The following is a 20,660-nucleotide window of genomic DNA, read 5'->3' as shown; positions in this document are numbered from 1 at the left end:
TGAATACACTACCTTTTTTACTTCAGTTGAATAATGAGTCTATGGTTGGTTTTACCCTCATTGTTCAACTGATTTATCTATTGCCAAACTATCAATCACACAACCTTAGATTCTCCATCCTTCTTATTAATAGAAAAACGATATTGATAAAAGTTTAGTCTGTCTGTGTTAAAATTTATTGTAATGAAAATCATTATCATTATAATACTCAATTTTTATAATCAGACTGGAATTTGTCATGCAACTGTCTCCTTTATTTTCTGCACTCTTGCACATTCATCAAACTCATAGAACGGCTTCATTAAAATATCTAGGTATTTTTTCAGCATCAGCAGTAATGCTCGGGAGTAGCCCACTACTTTGGGCGGCATCTGATATGACTGCGGACTCAAAAGAAGTGCCCGTGGCTGTATTTGATACTATTGTGGTTAATAGTAGTGCAGATGCTTCGGCCCAAGGTCTACCGATAGCTTATGAAGGTGAACAAGTTGCCACTGGTAGCCGTGTTGGTTTGCTGGGCAACCAAGACATTATGGAAACCCCTTTTTCAACCACCGCTTATACCAATGAATTTATCAAAAACCAACAAGCTCATAGTGTTGGTGACTTACTCAAAAAAGATCCAACAGTTCGGGTGGCGAGAGGCTTTGGTAATTTCCAAGAAGCTTATTTAATCCGAGGTCTTGTGACCAATTCTGATGACACAATGTTTAATGGACTGTACGGTATTTTACCGCGCCAATACATTGCCACAGAGTTATTTGAGCGTGTAGAGCTTCAACGCGGTGCTTCTGCCATGCTAAATGGCGCTGCCCCCAGTGGTGGAAATGCTGGCGGTACCATTAACTTACTACCAAAACGTGCCGGCAATGAGCCATTGCGGCAGTTAACTTTAGGCTACGGCGCAGGTAATCAAGGCCGAGTGGGCATTGATGTCAGTGACCGTTTTGGAGAAGATGATGCTGGTGGAATTCGCTTTAATACTGCTTACCAAGACGGTGACAGTGCGGTCGATAATGAGTCTGCCAAATTAGGATTGGCCGCTCTTGGTCTAGATTACCGAGGCGACAGATATCGTATTTCTGCTGACTTAGGTTGGCAAGACAATAAGCTAAATGAGACTCGCCCTAATGTTACTTTAAGTGGGGTAACTGCTGTGCCTAAAGCACCCAAAGGCGATACAAACTGGGCCCAGCCTTGGAGTTACTCCAACGAAAAAGATCTGTTTGGTACTTTGCGCGCTGAATATGACTTTCAAAATAACCTAACGGGTTACGCCGCTTACGGCGCGCGAAAAGGTGAGGAAGAGAATTCTTTAGCCAACCTTACAGTCACCAATACCGACGGCACAGGCAGTACTTATCGCTTTGACAACACTCGTGAAGATAGGGTTCAAAGTGCGCAACTGGGCTTACGTGGCAAACTGCAACTCGGCAACACTCAGCATAACTGGACCTTAGCTGGGGATCTTTATGATCAAGAAGAAAAAGGTGCTTATGCTTTTGATTCTGCTAATCAATTGGCCACCAACTTATATCGACCGACCGCTTATAAAAATAATAACTGGTCTGGTAGTCCCACTCTCGGTGGCAATCTTAATGATCCAAAACGTACTGCTGAGACTCAGCTAACCAGCGTGGCGCTTGCAGATACCATCAGCTTAATGGATGATAAATTGAAGGCTACTTTGGGCGTGCGCCATCAGAATATTGAAACCCATAGCTATGATTTCAATACCCAAGCCCAAACCTCCGAATACGATCAAAGTGAATGGACACCGAGCGTCGGTATAGTGTACCAACCCAATCAAGATTGGTCCTTATACGGCAACTATATTGAAAGCTTAGGTAAAGGTGAAACTGCCCCTGCTACCTCATTGAATAAAGCGGTCACCAATGCGGGTGAAACCTTAGCCCCTTACGTGACTAAGCAATCTGAAATCGGCCTAAAATACGACAACGGTACAGTAGGCAGTAGCCTAGCACTGTATCGCACTACTCAGCCTCGCGCTTATGTTAATGATACCAATACCTTTGTGGAAGCCGGTGAAAATCGCCATCAAGGCGTTGAGCTAACTGTCTTTGGTAGCCCCGCTGAGAATATGCGGCTTAATGCGGGGGTTAGTTACTTAGATGCCAAGCAAACCGATACGGGTTCACAAGATTTAGATGGCAAGCGCGTGATTGGTATTCCTAAACTACAAAGTAATTTAAACGTAGAGTATGACGTTGCCACTGTCTCTGGCTTAACCTTAACCGGTGATGTGATTCATACCGGCAGTCGCTATGCCGATGCGGACAATACCTTAAAAGTTGATGGCTATACTACCTTAGATTTGGGTGCCCGCTATCGTACTCAATTAGGCAAGCAAGAGGTGACTTTCAAAGGCGTGGTAACCAACGTAACAGATGAAGACTACTGGCAATCAGTGGGCGGCTATCCTGGCCAAGGCTATCTGAATGCCGGTGAGCCAACTGCGCTGAAAGTATCAGCCACTTTTGACTTCTAGTACAAATAAGCGAACTGACACTGAATTAATAAATTTATTTGTTTATTAATTAGTCAAGCAAATCATAAATACTAAAAAAAGGGATTAGGCGTGACCTACTCCCTTTTATTTACTAATGGCCTGCTGCTTAGGCCTCATCTATTACCCCGAAGTTACTTATCGAGTTGCTATGTCCTCCATCTCCTCACCATCCTTATATGCTCTTATCTGGACTCAATATCGCTTAGGTTTTATTAAGGTCATTGCTTTAAATCTGCTCAATGCGGCGGTGAGTGTCGGTATCATTGCCTATATCAATCAGACGTTTTTGAGCGGTCAGGTTTTTGAGGCGTTATCTTGGCTAAGCTTCGCACAATTTTCAGGCTTAGTATTGCTACTACTTGCTACCTCTTTTACCTCCCAATATGCACTGACCTATTTGGGTCATCAATTTGTTTATCAGCTTAGAACTCAGTTAGTTAAGCAAATTTTAGACACCCCCGTGGCTCAGGTAGATCATTTGGGAAGTGCACCTTTAATGGCCAGTCTGTCAACGGACATTCAAACTTTAACCACTGCCTTTGTCAGAATGCCAGAGTTGGTGCAAGGTATTATTTTATCGTTAGCAGTGTCCTTGTATCTCGGCAGTCTATCTTTGCCATTGCTACTGATTATTATGCTATGGATAGTTATGACCATTTGGATAAGCACCTTATTGGTCAAACATGTCTATCAAAATCTAACCCATATTCGCGATATTAACGATGCGCTTTATCAAGATTATCAAGCTGTTATTGAAGGCCGTAAAGAGCTGGCGCTTAATCAGCATCGTGCTAAGAATTTATATACCCAAGACCTGATTAGTCATGCCACCGCTTACAAGAAAACTATTATTAAGGCGGATACTTATCATCTGTCTGCTGTGAATTGGTCAAATATTATGATGTTTGCTGCCATTGGGGTTATTTTTGCGGTGGCGAGTTATCTGGGGTTATCACTTGGTATTGCGACTACCTTTGCCTTAACCTTATTGTTTATGCAGTCGCCTATTTTGCATGCTGTGGGTGCGTATCCCACTTTGCAAACTGCGCAAGTGGCGCTCGATAAAATCCAATCTTTACAGTTGGCAGATTATGAACCTCAGTTTGTAACAGCTAATACGGACAATAACTGGCAAAGTATTGAACTGCGTAACCTCGATTATCAGTACTCAAGCCAAGATATGATTTTAAAACAAGTGAATTTGACCTTAAATAGAGGTGATGTGGTGTTTTTAATAGGTGCAAATGGCAGTGGTAAATCAACGCTAGCCAAAGTGCTTACCGGTATTTTCACCCCTACAGGGGGGCAACTGAGCATCGATGGACGTCCTATTACTGATACCAACCGAGCTGAGTATCGTCAGCTTTTCTCGGCTATTTTCAGTGATCAGTATATTTTTAAACAGCTAATTGGTCCTGAAGGTAATCCCCCAGATATGAGTCTGGTTCAACATTGGCAACACCGCCTACAGCTACAAAACAAAGTCAGTATTGAAGGCAGTAAATTATCTACAGACAAGCTTTCGCAAGGTCAACGCAAGCGCTTAGCAATGCTGACCACAGTGGTAGAAGATAAGGATATTTTATTGTTAGATGAGTGGGCAGCCGATCAAGACCCCGCCTTTCGCCGGATCTTTTATCAAAGTTTAATCCCTGAATTAAAAGCCTTAGGCAAAACCTTGTTTATCATTAGTCATGATGACAGTTACTTTGAGCATGCTGACCGACTGCTACTTATGAAACAAGGCAAACTTATAGAGCTTAACCCTGAACAAAGAAAGCAAGCCAGCGCTGATGCCATCTCGATGTTATAGAAGTAGGTTATAAAAATGCGCCATAAAAACAAGTTATACCACTAGATCATAAAGAAAGATATTAAAAAAGGTCAAAATGCTCATAGCAACAAGAGCACTTTAACCTTTTTAAGAGCATAACTATTTTTTTAAGAGTCTTTTTAAGAGCGTAACTATAAAAATTTGAATTTTATCGCTGAGTCAGTTGGCGTTAACACAAGCGCCTAATTTGTCGCAAATTCTCTTAGGTCCGGCGTTACAAGCATTTCCATTAAATTTAGAAACCCTTCTATTACTGGCCATAAAGATTAAACCTCATAACATCACTGTTGTTATAGCTTAAACTAATCGAGGCCTTCTCTATTTCAGATCGTTTATTAATCAGCCCCAGTAAAGCTTTACGAACTCTGTTTAAACAAAGATTAAACGCAGCTTCTAACTTTTAACTATCAGTGTTAATAGCTGATTAAAGAAGAGTAATAGATAATTAAAAAGTTAATTTAAAAGGATGGTAGTTCAAAACAACAGTTAAAGAGGTTCATTTAAAAGGATGGCTAAAATTTAGCACGGACACTCATACTCATTTGACGCTCAGGTCCCATCCAACAATTTGAAGTGTCAAAACAGGTTCCTACATAAGTTTTGCCAAATAAGTTGCTCACATTAGCATCAATACTCCAGATATCATTAACACGCCAGCTGCCTCCAACATCCATCACTGTCACACTAGATAACTCATCACTATTCAGCCGATCGATTTGCATACCTTGTTGATAACGCAAACCTGCCTTTAGCGTAAGGTCATCTGTGGGATAAAAATCTGCCCATAATGTCGCTTTATGTTTAGCCACTTGTTCAGGCATATTGCCCACATAGTGAGGATTAACTTCATCTTTAGTAATTTCAGCATCGGTATAGCTATAGCTCGCTGATAAATCCATCCAATCGCTAACCCTTTGAATAGCAGATACTTCAACCCCTTTAGAGCTAATCTCCCCCGTTTGAGTTTGATTGCGATAGTTAATATAGTCACTTACTACCACATTCTGCTTAGTAATATCGTATAAAGCTAATGAGGCCTTGGTGTTTGCGTCAGCAGATAAGTATTTCATGCCCACTTCAATTTGATCTGCTGTACTAGGCTTAAAGGCCTTACCGGTAATAAAGTTACTACCCACCACAGGTTGGAAAGATTCAGAGTAGCTGACATAAGGAGATATACCATTGTCTAACTTATAGGTAGCAGCAATACGGCCGCTGGTTTCTTGGGCTTCATTAATGACTTTGACGGGATTTCCAGCTTTGACTTGCTTATTTTCACTCTCGAAATCATCATAACGCAGTCCAGCCACGACTGTGAGATCATTCCATTGGGTCTCATTTTGTAAGTAGACACCCAGCTGTGTCTGTTTAATATGATCGTTTTGAATATAATTTGCCAAAGGTAGAGTAGCCGCATTAATTTGATCAAAGTCTGGATTATTCATATCAAGCACCGGTGTTCCAGCAGTACCAGCATCTCTATAAGTGGCCTTACTATCGGTGCTTTGATATTCAATGCCAAATAATAAGCTGTGAGACATCTCACCAGTGTCAAACTGATAAGCCAACTGATTATCCGTAGTAAAGTTAGTCATCTCCTCATCAGTGGTATATGCCGAGCGAATAAGGATATTATCTGTATTATTAGCAAGCCCACGATTGTAAATATTACGCTGCTCACCCTCAGCATCCGTATAACGAATCACATTTTTAAACTGTATATTATCTTTAATATCCCAGTTGGTTGTGATACTTGGCATCAATACTGTCTTACTATAATTGGCCCATTTATCACCTGCATAAGCATCACTATCAAGTTTGCCATAACTGGCTTTATACACTGTTCCTATAGAATGTAACGGTGTTGATGGCAGCATATGTGGGTCATTTTGATAAAAAAAGCTAGCAATCACGTTTATGGCATCACTGGGTTGCCACTCAATTGACGGATTAATCATGACACGCTCTTCTTCAGTGGTCTGCATTTGACCGTCTTTTTTTCGTGCTAAAGCAACCATTCGGTAATTAGCCGTATCACTCAATGCTCCAGTATGATCAGTAGCTACCTCTTTTAAGTTTTGATTGCCAAACCTAGTCTTTAACTCATGAGCTTCTGTGCTGCTGGGCGTTTTTGCAATTTGATTCACCATACCGCCAGGTGACGCATAACCATACAGTGAGGACGCTGGCCCTTTGACGATTTCGATAGCTTCAGTAGCATAAATATCTACTTGTGGCACAAGATTCCAAGCCCCATCAAATGGTAGACGGAGCCCATCATAAAAGTTTGAATAGGTCTTAAATCCGCGAATATTATATTCATCAAATAAAGTAACCGTGCCACGGCTTTCGCTAGTAACACTGGGCTCATAACGTAATGCCGCATTAATACTGTCAGCTTGCCTACTTTGCAATACCTCTTGTTCTATCCGGTTATAACTCATGGGTGAGTCTTCAGGGTTAAGGTTGGTCTTGGTACCTGTGGTTCGATAGCTATCAGCATACACAGTGAGAGTATCAAAAATAGCGCTGGGCATAGACAAGCCTGTAGGCTCTGATTTGACTATAGGTAACGGCTTGGCTGTAGGCACTATTTCAGTTTGAGACTGATCCAAAGTAGTGGCTTTATTAGTGACTAATGCTTGTGCACAAGCATAGTGCCCAACACCAAACATCAAGGACAATTGAATGGCCCTAGTTAATCTTTCGTTATTAATTTTCAATTTCATAAATCACCTTAATGTCAATGGTAAGGCTATAGAGCATAGAATGTTACTCTCTGATCTGTTTTAAGCTATAACCTATCCCAGCCTTACCAATGATAACTGGCACCAACCAACCACTGCCGGTTATCGATAGGACGCTGGTCATTGGCATCACTAGCACTACGTTGATCATCAAGCAGATTATTGATTGCCAGATACAGATCTAAATTAGGATTAGCTGCATAGTTGAACCGAGTATCAAGCCCCCACCAGCTAGGCGAATAACTGTTAGCATCCGTTTTTACCAATTGTTTGGACTCATAGCGCAGTTGTTGCACTAATTGCAGCTTATCCGTGGCTTGATACTGTAAGTTGGCAGTAATCTTATGCTCTGGACTAAAGGTTAATTCAGTATCTGTAGTCTTATTCTTAGTATGTAGATACCCATAGCCTAAATTAAGCTGCGTCGTATCATTAAACTGCCAATTCACTCCTATATCGCCGCCATAAGTCTGAGCTTTATCCACATTGTCATAACTATAAACGGGTATTACTCCATCCATAACTGGATTTTTTCTATCAGTTTGGATAAGGTTTTTTACATCGTTATAAAATCCATTAAGGCTCAGAGCCACTGCGTCCGTTAACTCAGTTTGATAACTAAGCTGATAGCTGGTAGATTCCTCAGGCTGTAAATCTGGGTTACCTATTACTCTATAACCATACCTATTGTGGTTAAACAAGTGATAGCGCTCTTTTAAATTAGGAACTCGGTAACCTTTCCCCACACTGGCACGAAATACATGCTTACGGTTATCTTGGTCGTAATATTCATGCTTCAGCGCAAGCTTTGGGGCGAAGTGACTACCAAAATCACTGTCATCTTGATAACGCACGCCAGCCACTAACTCCGAGTTTTCACTAAGTACCCAGTCATCTTGAACATAAGCTTCAACAACATCTCTATCAACCTTATCGGTCACAAATTCAGAGACCCCGTCAATTCTTTGATCCAGTTTGTCTTTTTGGTATTTCATGCCGACTTGAAGAGCATGCCACTGATATTCACCACTGTTAATAAGTGGCAGATCAACTTGGAATTGGGCTATATCAGTTTTCGAGTCAAAATCGCGTACCCCGTTTGGCTGACCATCGGCAGCAGTATGCGAGTGGCTGTCATAATTCTCATGCAACACTGAGCCCGAAAGCTTGTAGCCCTGGGTGCTATCACCAACAAAAATCTTACTCTCACCGCCAGCACTTAGTCTTTTGCGCTTAATATCCTCATCACGTTGCTGCTGCTTAACGCTACCGTCACGCTCCACATGATTAAAGCGGCTACTGTCCTGCTCATCATAATATCCAGCTTCTAGCCAATATTTACTGTTTGGATTGGTCTCATTAGCATCATTGATATCTGGCACGAAGCTAATTCTTGCCTGAACTTGTTTTTGTTCAGAAGCATCTTTGAGACGTGGCCAAGCCTCATGATCCACACTAAGCCCTTTATCCTCTCGATAAGCTCCTGACAGGCGTGCTTTTAGACGCTTATCTGCTGATAATGCACCTTCTATACCAGCCTCAAAGAAACTGTAATTATTATCAAAACTCTTACCAGAAGGGTTTTGTGAGCCATTAGTACCAAGCTCTGCGGTAATTGAAGCATGCGTATCACTAATAGGTTTGGTAATGATATTGATCACCCCACCCATCGCTGAACTACCATATTATGCAGAGGCTGCCCCTTGGATAATCTCGATTTGCTCTATCGTTGTATTCAGATATTGATTGATATTAAAGCTAGAACCTGTACTAGCCGATACAGGTAGACCGTCGATAAGTACCAACACTTGATCACCAGTGAATCCCTGCATTCTAACTTCATAACCAGTCTTGCCATGCAGCTGAGCCAAATACACATTGGGTAAAAGCTGTAATGCTTCTTTTAAGGTATGGGCATGGTTTTGCTCCAACTTGATCTTGTCTAGCACCTGTACTGCCACAGGCGACTCACTTAAATACTTATTACTGCGGGTTGCGGTCACCACAATGGGGTCAAATTTAACAACCGGCACAGTAAAGGATTGTGTTTCAGCCTCTTCAGTAAGATTTAGGTGATGATTATCAGCTTGAGGCGTAGAGTGATCTTGCGCATAAGAGCTCACCGTATACCCTGCACACATACCCGCTATGGTCAATAAAATAGCTCGTTTCAGAGGATGGGTAGTATAAATTTTTTGAATCATAGCGAACCTTTTTAATTAAATTTTAAGCATTAAGGATTGTCTTGAACGGTACGGAGAGCATTAAAAAATGCTTCTATCAAGTCTGCACAACTTGGAATCAGCTTGATACAACCTATTGCTAATACATGTATATAAGTTGCCAATTTATCTTTATTTGTAACGTACTGTATACTAATGATAAATGATAATCAATTATCAATGAGAAATATTATCATTTACATATTGGATGTTGATGGCTATAATCCCCTACAAACTTACTAACTGTGCTCTAGCTGTTAGTAAAGCTATGTACAGACTTGTTGAAATTTGCGGATATCTAAAGTTGCTATGTCTGCTATAACCCATTAATACATTGAATAAGGATCTTCATGAATACACTAGCCACGCCTAAGGTCTCGATAGACACTTCCCTTATTGCCCAAAAAGACACTGCCCTTTGGAATAGGTACTTAGAGCAAAAAGCCAATACCAGATTTTTGTTTCCCTTAGAGGCGGCCAAACAATTAGGCGTCAGCGAACTTGAACTGTTATTGGCTTCGCCTAACAGTCGATATATGGGTACGCAGTGCGTAGAGGTACTGCAAGCGTTAACAAAATTTGAAAAGCTTGAGTGTATTGTTAGAAATGAATTTGCGGTACACGAAAAGCTAGGACAGATAAAAAACTTAAAACTTGGCGGACATACCGGTCTTGCTATCGACGTGGGCGGACTGGACTTAAGATTCTTTATTGATAAGTGGCAGCATATGCTCGCCATCACTGACGATTCCAAAGCGGATGCCACTAACCCAGGCTCTTTGAGCCTTCAATTCTTTGATGGTACTGGAGCGGCCATTGCTAAAATATTTTTGCGAGATTATAAGAGTGAGTCTATTAACCATTGGTTTAACTTAATTGAACAGCACACCATGAAATCGCATAGCGATACCCAAGCGCTGATATCCTCCCTTCAGCCTCCCGTAACTGAGCAGCCTTGGCAGTTCATAAAGCTAAATGAAGAGCAGACCGCCAAACTACACAAGAAATGGCTAGGATTAACAGATATTCATCAGTTCTACATCGTAATAAATAAACTGGGTATCGATCGTGCCAGCAGTTATGCCCAAGCCCCAGAGGGCACTACTTACCAATTAGAGCCTAAGGCAATAGAAAGCCTACTTAACTTAGCTCAGCAGCAAGCTGAACCAATCATGACTTTCGTTGGCAATAAAGGCATCGTTCAAATCCAAACTGGTATCGTGCATAACGTTAAACGTATAGGCGACTGGCTAAATATCTTAGATAAGTCACAAACTGACTTCACCTTACACCTCAATGACGAAGCACTGGCTCAAGTTTGGTGCATAAAACGGCCAACCAAAGACGGCATTGTCACCTCTATCGAAGGCTTTGATGCCAATGGCAATACAATTGTTACATTTTTTGGTCTGCGTCAAGAAGGCGAACCTGAGAAAGCCTATTGGCAACAAATGACCGCCACTGTTATTGATCAGCATCTTTTAAGTAAATAGTGCTTATTCAAACAACCCTTACTTATGCAACGTCCTCTATCAAGGAGCCTTTATGATCTCTAAGCTTTCATTCAAAGCCGTTGCGCTAAGCCTTTTACTGCCTCTGAGTAGTTTATCAGCGCAAGCCTACGAACGTATTGTGGTACTTACCCCAGATGTGGCAGACATTGTGGTTGCCTTAGGCGGGGCAGATAAAGTTGTGGGCAAAGATCAATTCAATAAAAGCCCTCGCTTATCCAAAGCCGTCAGTGTGGGCAACCACCGAAATATCACAGCTGAGCCAATAATGGCCCTCAAGCCTGACTTAGTATTGGGCAGCTATATGGCCCAACCAAGCAGCATCTACCAGCGCTTGAACCGCTTAAATGTAAAGGCGGTAAATGTTGCTCCGCAAGAGGACATCGCCAGTTATAGTAGCAGTATTAAGCAAGTTGGCAGCTATCTTGGCCGCTCCTCTCAGGCCAATCGCCTAGCCAATAAATGGAGCAAACAAATGACCCAAAAAGCTTCAACCAAAACTCGTTATATTCTCAGCTATGACGGGCGTATCGTTGCTGGTAAGGGCACTGTGGCTGACGAGCTTATTAAGCGGGCCGGCGGTATTAATGCTGCCAATGTCACAGGTCTTAAACCCTTATCACGTGAAGGGTGGTTAGCCGCCAAGCCAGATGTGATTATCATTGCCGATCATAACCGACCTATCTTGGGCTCTGTCGCAAGCTTCCGCCAACGTCCAGAAATTGCCGATAGTAAAGCTGCTCAGAACAATCACATCTACTTTTGGGATGCCGATGAGTTTTTACGTTATGGTTTGGCTTCTCCAGCAGTGGTCAACAAACTGCATAAACTGGCTAAATAGTGACTCGTATCATTATCTATACAACAGCCGTATTTGCTTTAAAAGTTAACCCTTAATTTATGGATCGGCAGTTATGTCAAAACCTGCTTCAACGTACTCAGCCACTCGTTCTGCCTCAAATGCTGCTGCAAACACTGCTCCTAGAACTGGTTGGACGTTGCGTGCACAGAAGAGAGTATCAAAGTCGACGGTTGGCTATTTGATAGCGATTGCAGCATCTGTGGCTATGATTTGGTTCAGTCTAGGTGTTGGGTTTGGAGAGTGGAGTAACCCTTTTCAGCTTGAGGGGACATTATGGCAACTGCGTTATCCTCGAGTGATCACTGCCTTACTTGTTGGCTTAGCGCTATCGGTTAGTGGCGCGGCGCTACAAGCATTGTTTGAAAACCCGTTGGCTGATCCTAGCCTGATAGGCACTTCAGGTGGTGCAGCTCTTGGGGTGGTATTGGTCTTGGCACTGGGCATAGCTGGAATTGGCGTGCCCTTAGCAGCATTTGTAGGCAGCTTACTGGTATGTCTATTTATCTTAGGCTGCCATCGATTCTTAGGCGGTGGTCAGATGGGACTGCTTATCTTAGGCTTTGTTATCAGTGCCTTTTGTGGCGCCTTAGTGAGTTTGATTTTGTTTATGTCAAATGACATGGTGCTACGCAGTGCCACCAACTGGTTGGCTGGCAGCATGGCAGAGGCAGGGTTTGTGCCTCTACGTTATGCCATAGTTAGTATCGTTCTGGGTCTAGCCATCATTCTACCTTTCGGGCGACAGCTTGATGGATTGATGCTAGGCGAAACTACGGCGTTGTCGTTAGGAATTAAGGTCGGACAAGTCCGAACCTTGGTCATTATCGCTTGTGCTTTATTAACAGGTGCAGCGGTTTCTATGTCGGGGGTCATTGGTTTTATTGGCATGATGATACCTAATTTGCTGAGTTTGTTATTCGGCGGTGGTAGGATGCGTCTGATGTTTTGGTCCGGCTGGCTTGGAGCGCTATTTTTATTACTGATAGACAGCTTTACTCGCTATGCTGCTTATCCAGTTGATGTGCCTATCGGTATTGTATTGGCCTTACTGGGTGGACCATTCTTCATTTGGTTATTTATTCGTAGCACCCGCACTTAGTTGATTGAGCAATTTTGCTTTAAGCCACGGTGCTTGATAGCTTTTTGTGGATGAATGAGGATTATTTTATGGTCTCATTTGTCACCCAGGGGCTATCTGGCCCCTCAACTTTATGATCCAATTTTTTGTAATCCATTGTGTTAATTTCACAATCACAATCACATTTCACAATTACCGCAATTACCACAATTACATAGGTGCTTTATGACCACAGATTTGGTCCACCCTACCCTCGACTCTTCTATGGCAACTTGCTTTACCAACCCCTCTACAGACTCTGGTTTAAACGAGTTGTTTAATATAAAACAGTTGCAAGTTCATGCAGGTCACAAGCAGCTGCTAACTATCCCTGATCTGACTCTATATCAACGAAAGCTGACTACCTTTATCGGTCCAAATGGCGCTGGTAAAAGCACTTTATTACATACTTTATTGAACCCAAAGGGAGGTATGGGTCTAAAAGTTTCTGGCGCAATAGCCACGCATCTGCCCAGTTGCACAAATACCAAGCCTTTAACCCCTAATTTATCTTCTAATTCATCTGATGACTCAGCTCATAACTCATCTCATAACTCATCTCGTAACTTAAGTACCGTTACTAATAAAATCTGCGCCGGCAGCATCGCTTGGGTAGGTCAGCACGAACGATTTGAGCTGCCTCTCGACGTCTTAGAGTATGCTTTGTTAGGCGTATCGCCACAACTAAGCTGGTATCAAACTGCCAACTCTCAACAAGTCTTAAAAGCGCAAGACTTACTACATAACTTTGAATTATCTCATCTGCAACATCGACGGGTTCAAACCTTGTCAGGTGGTGAACAGCAACGTTTGGCAGTGGTTCGTGCCTTAATGCAACAGACTCAAGTATTGATGCTAGATGAGCCTACCAACCACTTAGATATCCGCCATCAACGCTTTTTATTAAATTATCTTAGACAATTAGTGCTTGAGCAACAAAAGACCATTCTTGTGGTATTACATGATCTCACTCATGCCTATCGATACAGCGATGAAGTGCTGTTAATGAGTGAGGGTCAAGTAATTGCACAAGGCTCACCTCAACAGGTGATGACGCGAGAGCGACTTAGCACAATCTACAACACCGATATCGAAACTTACGATACTCAAAGTGGACGCCTTTTTGTGTCTTAAAGACGTCTCGCTACAGTCGTCTCGCTACATTAGTTGTGCTGACGTACTCCTTGTCACTATAAATAACCACTGCTAAAAGACAGAATTAAAACCGGCAAAAAAATAACCCTACTAAGCTTTGGATTAGTAGGGTTAAATAAAGATATCTCTATTTATAATTATTTATTTTAGTAATTAAGCCTCTATTCAGTAACAAAAGCAATCTTCGTTAGCTCAGCCTCACTGGCCAATGCCAATACTTGGGCCACAGTTTCATAACGGGCATCTTTGTCAGTGCGTAAATGAATAGATGGCTCTGTTTGTTGTTGCGACTCTGTGTCCAATCGACTCGACAATTGTTGTAAAGTGATCGGCTCCTCGTCCCAATATATACCGGCATCTTTGTCGATACTAATTTGAATTACTTTGGGCGGGGTTTGCTGCACTGTAGCACTGGTTTGTGGTAAATCTAATGGCACTGATGGATTTATAACGGTTGCCGTTACCAAAAATATAATCATCAATACCAACATGATATCAATTAAGGGAATGAGATTAATCTCATTCATTGCTTGCATATCGTCATCGCCTAATTGAAAAGCCATGTCACACTCCTATCTTGGGATGTCTTTCCCGACTGTCTTTAATGGTTGGCGGCAGAAGGATTGTAGCTATTGGAATAAGCGTTGTCTTTTGTAGTCCCAGCCTGTGTCACCGGTGGCAATTTTGATTCTGCTTTTTGAGATTTCGCTGTTTCTGCCAACAACCCATAGGCTGTATCATTGGCAATGAACAAGACTTTACGATTAATACGAACCGCAATGTTATAGAAGATAACCGCAGGAATGGCCACTGCCAGACCCAATCCTGTCATAATCAATGCTTCTCCCACAGGACCGGCGACTTGACTTAATCCAGCCTGACCGGACTCTCCAATACTATGTAGCGCATGAAAGATACCCCACACTGTGCCAAACAGACCTATAAAAGGGGCAATGGCAGCAGTAGTCCCTATAATAGGCAAGCCTTTTTCACTTTCAAAGCGATAGCGACCAATCTCTTTTAGCAACACCTGTTCTACCACCGTCTTACGTTCAGTGCTTTGTAGGGTTTCGATGTTTTTTGACTCAGTTCCTACTGCTTGCTTTAAGTCAGAAGCAACTTTGCTTTTCAGCTGACTACTTTGATAAAGACGCAGTATCCCAGTAATCCAAGAGGCAATAGACAATGCCAATAAGCTAAAAAACAAAAATTTGGTAACAACATCGGTATATTGCCAGTAGGCTGCAAAATCCATGTTAAATCCTTACTAAAATTTGGGGGTTATCTCTATTTAATGAATGATTTTCAATAATATAGACTTATTTCAATTTATTAGGTTCTAATTAGCTAGCTTCTAAGCGATTAGAGCTCAACTTGCTAAGCTTTAAAAAAGCTATTTTCATTTTTTTTCATAATCAACAGGTAGAACAACCTTGCCAACTACAGGTAAGTTATTTTCTGTGAAGGGATGTAGCTTACTTTTTTTCACTGCTTTAACAGTGGCGTCATCTACAGCCCTGTTATCTGAGGACTTTATCACTGTAGCCTTAGTGACATTACCTTGTTTATCGACTATCAGCTCTAAGGTAACACTAAATGTCTCCCCTAAACTAACCCTTCTATCTTCCCTCATTGGCAGTTTAAAGTCTGGCTTGCGCTTCCAGCGGGCTTGACTTACTGAGAAGCTCTTCGGTGTATCATTCGCAGGTGCTTGTCCTGGACCTTTTTGTTCTGGGCCTTTTTGTTCTTGGCCTTTTTGTTCTGGACCTTTTTGTTCTAGACCTTTTTGTTCTGGACCTTTTTGCTCAATCAAACGATGATGTTCATTGGTATCAATTATGGGAGTTATTTTGACTTTAGTAACAATCTCTAGATCAGTGTCTAGCTCAGTCTCTAATTTAGGATCTGCTTCTAGATCAGTCTCTGGCTCAGTTTGTTGCTCTAGCTCTGGTTCAGACTCATTGACTGCTTCGGTTTCCTCTACCAGCTCAGGCTCAACTTGTGGCTCAGATTTGGCTTGAGGTTCAGTTTTTTTAGGCTTAGGCTGATTTTGGGGTTGATCAACACTGGTTTCTGGGTTTTCAGCAGTTGGCATTGACTGTTCTGAGGTTGATTGCTCAAATTCTATTGGCATAGGCTCAGCCCCTTCTTGCAAAGATAACAGCTGTATCTCCACCGGCTTCACTTCTTCTGGTTTTTCTACCACTTTTTTTGGGACATGCATATGAGTCAATGCCATTGCAATACCTATATGCATCGCCAAAACTGCAATTACGGTGGCAGTATTAACTTTGTTAAAGTTGGAGTTATCGCTGGTTTTGTTTGTCATAGAAATAAAGCCAGATTTATCTAATAAACAGTTATCTAACAGGTTTAAATCATCGTAAAGCTTAGGGATTAAAGCTACCTGCTTCGTTGCCACCTATTTTTAGGCAAGGATATTACAACAATCAGATTTGAATGTAAATAAGAATTATTATTGTTTGTATTTAAGCATAGTTTTTATGGCTTTAAGGTATTTGCAACAGCTGATGCGTTTTTGAGCACAAAATATCTGAAATATAGCAAGTGTCGAGAGGTCATAAAACCATAATGTTATATTATAACATAACTTTAATTTTGTATGGTTTTTTATTTTCCATAGCTAATTTCCCTCTACTACTTTTATTTGCTAGATGCTTATCTTGTTTAAATGCTTTACGCAGGCCATTCACTTCATACCGAACCTGCATGTTAGAATAGGCACCTATGCGTTAATTAAGCATTTAAGTATTTATTATTGTTTAATATTTTGAACTCAGTACGGTTACTGATTATTGGAATTTTTATCATGTTCACCCCCACTACCACTCGCTTTATTAAAACCTTAGGTACCTCTGCCATTTTGTGCTTGCCTCTTATTGCTAATGGCGCTGCCCCTCCCCAAAAATGGCAGCTAAACCCTGCAAAAACCAAAGTCAACTTTGAGGTTTCTTACCTAAAAAACTCTATTATCAAGGGTAAATTTAACAAGCTGGAAGGGGTCATTAATTATGATGAAACCAACCCTCAGAACACCGAGATACGTTTTACCGTCTATACTGACAGTATTGATACCGATCTTAAGCCCCGTGATTACTTTATCCGTAGAAAGGAGCTGTTAAATACCAAGCAGTACCCTACCCTGAAGTTTGACTCTACCAAGGTTAGATTACTCAATCCACGAGAAGGCTACGTCACCGGAAACTTTATCGCATTGGGCCAAAGTAAGCCTATGACCGTTAAAGTGACCTTAACCGACGTCTATACCCAGTCAAAAACTAAGCCTAGTGCTTTAAAGTTCAAAGCCACAGGACTTGTTAATCGTCATGACTACGGAGTGACCGCCTTCCCAGGTATCTTTGGAACCACCATTCCCATAGTTATCACCGGTGAGCTAATGCCTGCCAAGTGATAACGTCGTCATTCATCGCAAAGAATCATAGGATAAAAGTTAGAACGAAGATCCAGGCTGTGTTAAAAACTCTATCTCTTCTGCAGTAGACTGACGACCCAAGATTTCATTGCGGTGTGGATAACGACCGAAACGGTCAATAATGACTTTATGACGGATTTCAAAGCCATAGACCTCTTCGTTGGTATATTGCTTAAATAACTGCTCAGCTTGCTCATGGATGAGCTTCGATTCACTATGCATATATGGCATTAATAAAAAATGACGAGCCTCCATACTCTCAAGCTGCTGCAATAGGCCAGCCGCCACAGCTTCTTGTGCTAATACCAGCGCCATTGTATCTTGAGCAAAAGCCTTCGCAGTATCACGGTAGATATTTCTTGAAAACTGGTCTAATACAATAATCTCAGCCAAACGCCCTTCCGGATGCGCTCGCCAAGTATACAACTCTGCTTTTGCAGCTCGCTCTAAAGTGGAACCAAAACGCCGAGTGAGTAGCTCATCAAACTCATTATCCTTTTCAAAAAACTTCTGAGTCCCCACTTCCTTAAAACAAAAATCTATGATGTCTTGATACATAGTGCACCTTTTTTAATTGACTCTTTACGTGACAAGTGCTTATTTTTCAAACGCTTTTTTTGAAGTAATATAGAGGTAAATCTCTGTATTAATTCGCTTTATTCTGATAATTAAGCACCTATAAATTTATATTTCGCCCACTTAGGGTAACAAATTAGCTCTTATTGCTAGCAAAATTTCACTGACTGTCTATTATTCATAACATTTTAGACCATTAGTGTTGCTATAATTATCTTATTACTTACCAACCTCTTACTGACAGGTTCTTTAAAAAGAATTAAACAAATTAATTTTGGAGTTATTGTGATGATTAATCATACTGAAGATAATCGTACTGTTTCTATTATTAATAAAAAATCAAATAACAAAACATCAAAGACCAAACTATTAGGGATTGCCGCGTTGTGTTCATCTGCTTTGGCTTTTACCGCTTGCCAGCCTGCCTCAGAGGAAACTGGTAGTGAAATTGATACTGAAATGAGTACGGAAACTGCAGACACCCATGATAGCGCAGTGGACCATGAATCACATGATATGACTTCTAATATGGCAGAGCACTCGGCCACTACCGAATTTGGTAAAGAGTATATGGATAGTATGGATGACATGCATGAGGACATGATGCAAGGCATGCAGGCTAATGATGCGGATGTGGCTTTCGCCAAAGGTATGTTGCCCCACCATGAAGGCGCTGTAGACATGGCAGAGATTCAGCTTAAATATGGTAAAGATGAAACTATGCGTAAGCTTGCAACAGATATTATTGCCGCCCAAGAAGCTGAAATTAAGCAAATGAAGAATTGGTTAGATGCCAATCCAGATACCGAAGAACAAGCCTATACCAAAGAGATGCAACAAGCTTATGATACCAGTATGAAGTCGATGCATGATGACATGATGCAAGGTATCTTAAGTCAAGATGCTGATATGGCGTTTGCTAAAGGTATGCTACCTCACCATCAAGGCGCTGTAGCTATGGCAGAAGTACAATTAAAATATGGTAAGAATGATGAGATGAAAAAGTTGGCTCAACAAATCATTGATGCCCAAAAGGCCGAAATTGATTTAATGCAAAACTGGATCAACCAGCACTCTTAATACAGCTATATCTTTAGAGCTATAATTACCAACCGCTTAACTTGATAAGCCGAGGCCTGATTGATGTCAGGCCTCTTTTTTTTGGCTAATTATTATCTATTTATTAACCAATTATTACCTACAATCTTATCTTCACTCTTACCTTCAGATTCATATCCAACTTGAAGCTTCATATCGGCCTACCCACCCCTATTATTACCAATCGTTCCTTCGATCGTTTAACTGAGCGTCTAATAACTGCCCTTGTATTCTTATAACTTACTGTTAATATACTTCCCAAAATTCGTTATCAGTTAACTAGAACATCAGGGTTAACTTCAGAAGCTTTACATCAACTGCTGTGTAGCAGATAGTTTTAATAGGGATATAAAGGTATGAGTAACTCGATTTTAAGGGCCATTAGCTATGCAGGCGTTTATGTGGGCGCCGTAATCGGTGCAGGCTATGCCAGCGGGCAAGAAGTGTTACAGTTTTTTGCCGGCTATGGTCTAGTGGGTATTATTGGTGCAATTATCACCACCATTATGTTTATCTGGTATGGCTCAGTGTTTATGGAGCTTGGCAATAAACTACAAACCTGCAGCCATCGAGATGTACTCAACTATTTATGTGGCAACAAATTAGGCTTTATTGGCGACTATGTGTTGCTATTTTTTATGTTTGGCTGTGTAAGTATTATGTTCTCAGGCGGCGGGGCAGCCATTAATGAGTATTGGGGACTGTCTGTTATGACCGGCAAGCTAATTATTGCGGGGATGACTTTAGCCACTGTTATTTTCGGATTTTCGTCCTCGGTTCGTGCTTTGGGCATCGTCTCCCCTATTATTATCTTTAGCGTTATTGCCATCTCTTTAGTCACCCTAGGCTCACACTTTGATCAACTATCAACGGTTGATGAAAGCATAAAAAACCTAACTCCGACTTTAGCTACCCCTTTTTGGTGGGCCTCAGCCGTTGTCTATGTGTCTTACAACGTTAGTTTGGCCACCTCAACTTTAACGGCGATGGGCGGTAAGGAATCGAATCTAAAAACCCTGAGAGTTGCTGGGGTAATGGGTGGTTTCTTCTTGGGTCTGTGTTTGTTATTTATCACTGTGGCCTTGCTATCTGATCTAAGCAATGTCATTGAATATCAAATCCCCTTCCTACAAATTGCCAAAAACATCAGCCCAATAGTAGGTATCTTATTTAGCATCGTATTGGTAGTTGCAGTGTTTACTACGGCGGTGACTAACTTGTATGGCTGTGTGATTCGTTTTTATGATTCACAAAAGAATCCGCTACAATTCCGCACCTTAACCATTAGCCTTGTGGTGTTGTCATTACTGGCCTCTTTATTCCCATTTAGCACCCTAATTAACGTGCTTTATCCTGCTTTAGGCTTATTGGGCATGGTCATTATGGTTTGTGCTTTATATAAAACCGTAACTGGTCAGGTGTTCTCAAAAGAGGATGCTAAACTGCAGTAGCTGAGTATAGGCAATAGCCTAGTACAAATAAGCTAATAGACTGGTAAATAAAGAACTCTAATACTTTAGCAAATCAAAATCCCGCCACCATTAAGGCCGCGGG

16 protein-coding genes are annotated in these 20,660 nt (G+C 41.4%); 9 read left to right on the top strand and 7 right to left on the bottom strand.

Features of this window, described 5'->3' with window-relative positions; translation table 11 throughout:
* Positions 1 to 238: 238 nt before the first annotated feature.
* Entirely contained in the window at positions 239 to 2,509 is a 2,271-nt protein-coding gene (locus G561_RS0106275) for a TonB-dependent receptor (RefSeq protein ID WP_028858782.1), read from the top strand.
* Between the two features lie 169 nt (positions 2,510 to 2,678).
* Positions 2,679 to 4,343, top strand: a complete 1,665-nt coding sequence (locus G561_RS0106270; protein ID WP_028858781.1) for a multidrug ABC transporter permease/ATP-binding protein — start codon at positions 2,679 to 2,681, stop codon at positions 4,341 to 4,343.
* 533 nt (positions 4,344 to 4,876) lie between these two features.
* Here G561_RS0106270 and G561_RS0106265 read toward each other — a convergent pair.
* The 3 genes from G561_RS0106265 to G561_RS14955 all read right to left on the bottom strand — a co-directional run bounded on the left by G561_RS0106265 (position 4,877) and on the right by G561_RS14955 (position 9,315).
* Positions 4,877 to 7,093 (bottom strand): TonB-dependent siderophore receptor, encoded by a 2,217-nt coding sequence (locus G561_RS0106265; RefSeq protein WP_028858780.1) that lies wholly within the window; start codon positions 7,091 to 7,093, stop codon positions 4,877 to 4,879.
* Positions 7,094 to 7,176: 83 nt separating this feature from the next.
* Complete coding sequence (locus G561_RS14095) at positions 7,177 to 8,781, bottom strand: TonB-dependent receptor plug domain-containing protein (RefSeq protein ID WP_051584404.1); 1,605 nt, start codon at positions 8,779 to 8,781, stop codon at positions 7,177 to 7,179.
* Between the two features lie 15 nt (positions 8,782 to 8,796).
* Positions 8,797 to 9,315, bottom strand: coding sequence for a TonB-dependent receptor plug domain-containing protein (locus tag G561_RS14955; protein WP_051584403.1), 519 nt, complete (start codon positions 9,313 to 9,315; stop codon positions 8,797 to 8,799).
* Positions 9,316 to 9,683: 368 nt separating this feature from the next.
* Here G561_RS14955 and G561_RS0106255 point away from each other — a divergent pair, with 368 nt between their 5' ends.
* From G561_RS0106255 to G561_RS14090, 4 genes are all read left to right on the top strand, one after another.
* Positions 9,684 to 10,826, top strand: coding sequence for a ChuX/HutX family heme-like substrate-binding protein (locus G561_RS0106255; RefSeq protein ID WP_028858779.1), 1,143 nt, complete (start codon positions 9,684 to 9,686; stop codon positions 10,824 to 10,826).
* A 52-nt stretch (positions 10,827 to 10,878) separates the two neighbouring features.
* Positions 10,879 to 11,685 (top strand): heme/hemin ABC transporter substrate-binding protein, encoded by an 807-nt coding sequence (locus G561_RS0106250; protein ID WP_028858778.1) that lies wholly within the window; start codon positions 10,879 to 10,881, stop codon positions 11,683 to 11,685.
* A gap of 73 nt (positions 11,686 to 11,758) precedes the next feature.
* Positions 11,759 to 12,805, top strand: coding sequence for a FecCD family ABC transporter permease (locus G561_RS0106245; protein WP_081794392.1), 1,047 nt, complete (start codon positions 11,759 to 11,761; stop codon positions 12,803 to 12,805).
* 204 nt (positions 12,806 to 13,009) lie between these two features.
* The gene (locus G561_RS14090; protein ID WP_227674051.1) at positions 13,010 to 13,957 is read left to right on the top strand and encodes an ABC transporter ATP-binding protein; all 948 of its coding nucleotides are present in this window, start codon (positions 13,010 to 13,012) and stop codon (positions 13,955 to 13,957) included.
* 182 nt (positions 13,958 to 14,139) lie between these two features.
* Here G561_RS14090 and G561_RS0106235 read toward each other — a convergent pair whose 3' ends face one another.
* The 3 genes from G561_RS0106235 to G561_RS0106225 form a co-directional block, all read right to left on the bottom strand.
* Positions 14,140 to 14,541 carry an ExbD/TolR family protein gene (locus G561_RS0106235; RefSeq protein ID WP_028858776.1) on the bottom strand — a complete coding sequence of 134 codons (402 nt, stop codon included), beginning with the start codon at positions 14,539 to 14,541 and terminating at the stop codon, positions 14,140 to 14,142.
* Between the two features lie 38 nt (positions 14,542 to 14,579).
* A complete protein-coding gene (locus tag G561_RS0106230; RefSeq protein ID WP_028858775.1) occupies positions 14,580 to 15,233 on the bottom strand; it encodes a MotA/TolQ/ExbB proton channel family protein in 654 nt (217 codons plus the stop codon).
* Between the two features lie 144 nt (positions 15,234 to 15,377).
* Positions 15,378 to 16,307: a TonB family protein gene (locus G561_RS0106225; RefSeq protein ID WP_155954113.1), complete on the bottom strand. Its 930-nt coding sequence runs from the start codon at positions 16,305 to 16,307 to the stop codon at positions 15,378 to 15,380.
* A 501-nt stretch (positions 16,308 to 16,808) separates the two neighbouring features.
* Here G561_RS0106225 and G561_RS0106215 point away from each other — a divergent pair.
* Positions 16,809 to 17,411, top strand: a complete 603-nt coding sequence (locus G561_RS0106215; RefSeq protein WP_028858773.1) for a YceI family protein — start codon at positions 16,809 to 16,811, stop codon at positions 17,409 to 17,411.
* A gap of 39 nt (positions 17,412 to 17,450) precedes the next feature.
* On the opposite strand, the gene G561_RS0106210 is transcribed toward G561_RS0106215, so the two are convergent.
* Entirely contained in the window at positions 17,451 to 17,990 is a 540-nt protein-coding gene (locus G561_RS0106210) for a DUF924 family protein (RefSeq protein ID WP_028858772.1), read from the bottom strand.
* Positions 17,991 to 18,296: 306 nt separating this feature from the next.
* Here G561_RS0106210 and copM point away from each other — a divergent pair, with 306 nt between their 5' ends.
* Both copM and G561_RS0106200 read left to right on the top strand, forming a co-directional pair.
* A complete protein-coding gene (gene copM, locus G561_RS0106205) occupies positions 18,297 to 19,088 on the top strand; it encodes a CopM family metallochaperone (protein WP_081794391.1) in 792 nt (263 codons plus the stop codon).
* 374 nt (positions 19,089 to 19,462) lie between these two features.
* The gene (locus tag G561_RS0106200; RefSeq protein ID WP_028858770.1) at positions 19,463 to 20,557 is read left to right on the top strand and encodes a YkvI family membrane protein; all 1,095 of its coding nucleotides are present in this window, start codon (positions 19,463 to 19,465) and stop codon (positions 20,555 to 20,557) included.
* Positions 20,558 to 20,660: the final 103 nt, after the last annotated feature.

The sequence above is a fragment of the Psychrobacter phenylpyruvicus DSM 7000 = NBRC 102152 genome (genome assembly GCF_000685805.1).
Taxonomy (GTDB): domain Bacteria; phylum Pseudomonadota; class Gammaproteobacteria; order Pseudomonadales; family Moraxellaceae; genus Psychrobacter; species Psychrobacter phenylpyruvicus.
This window is presented reverse-complemented; position numbering and strand designations above follow the sequence as displayed.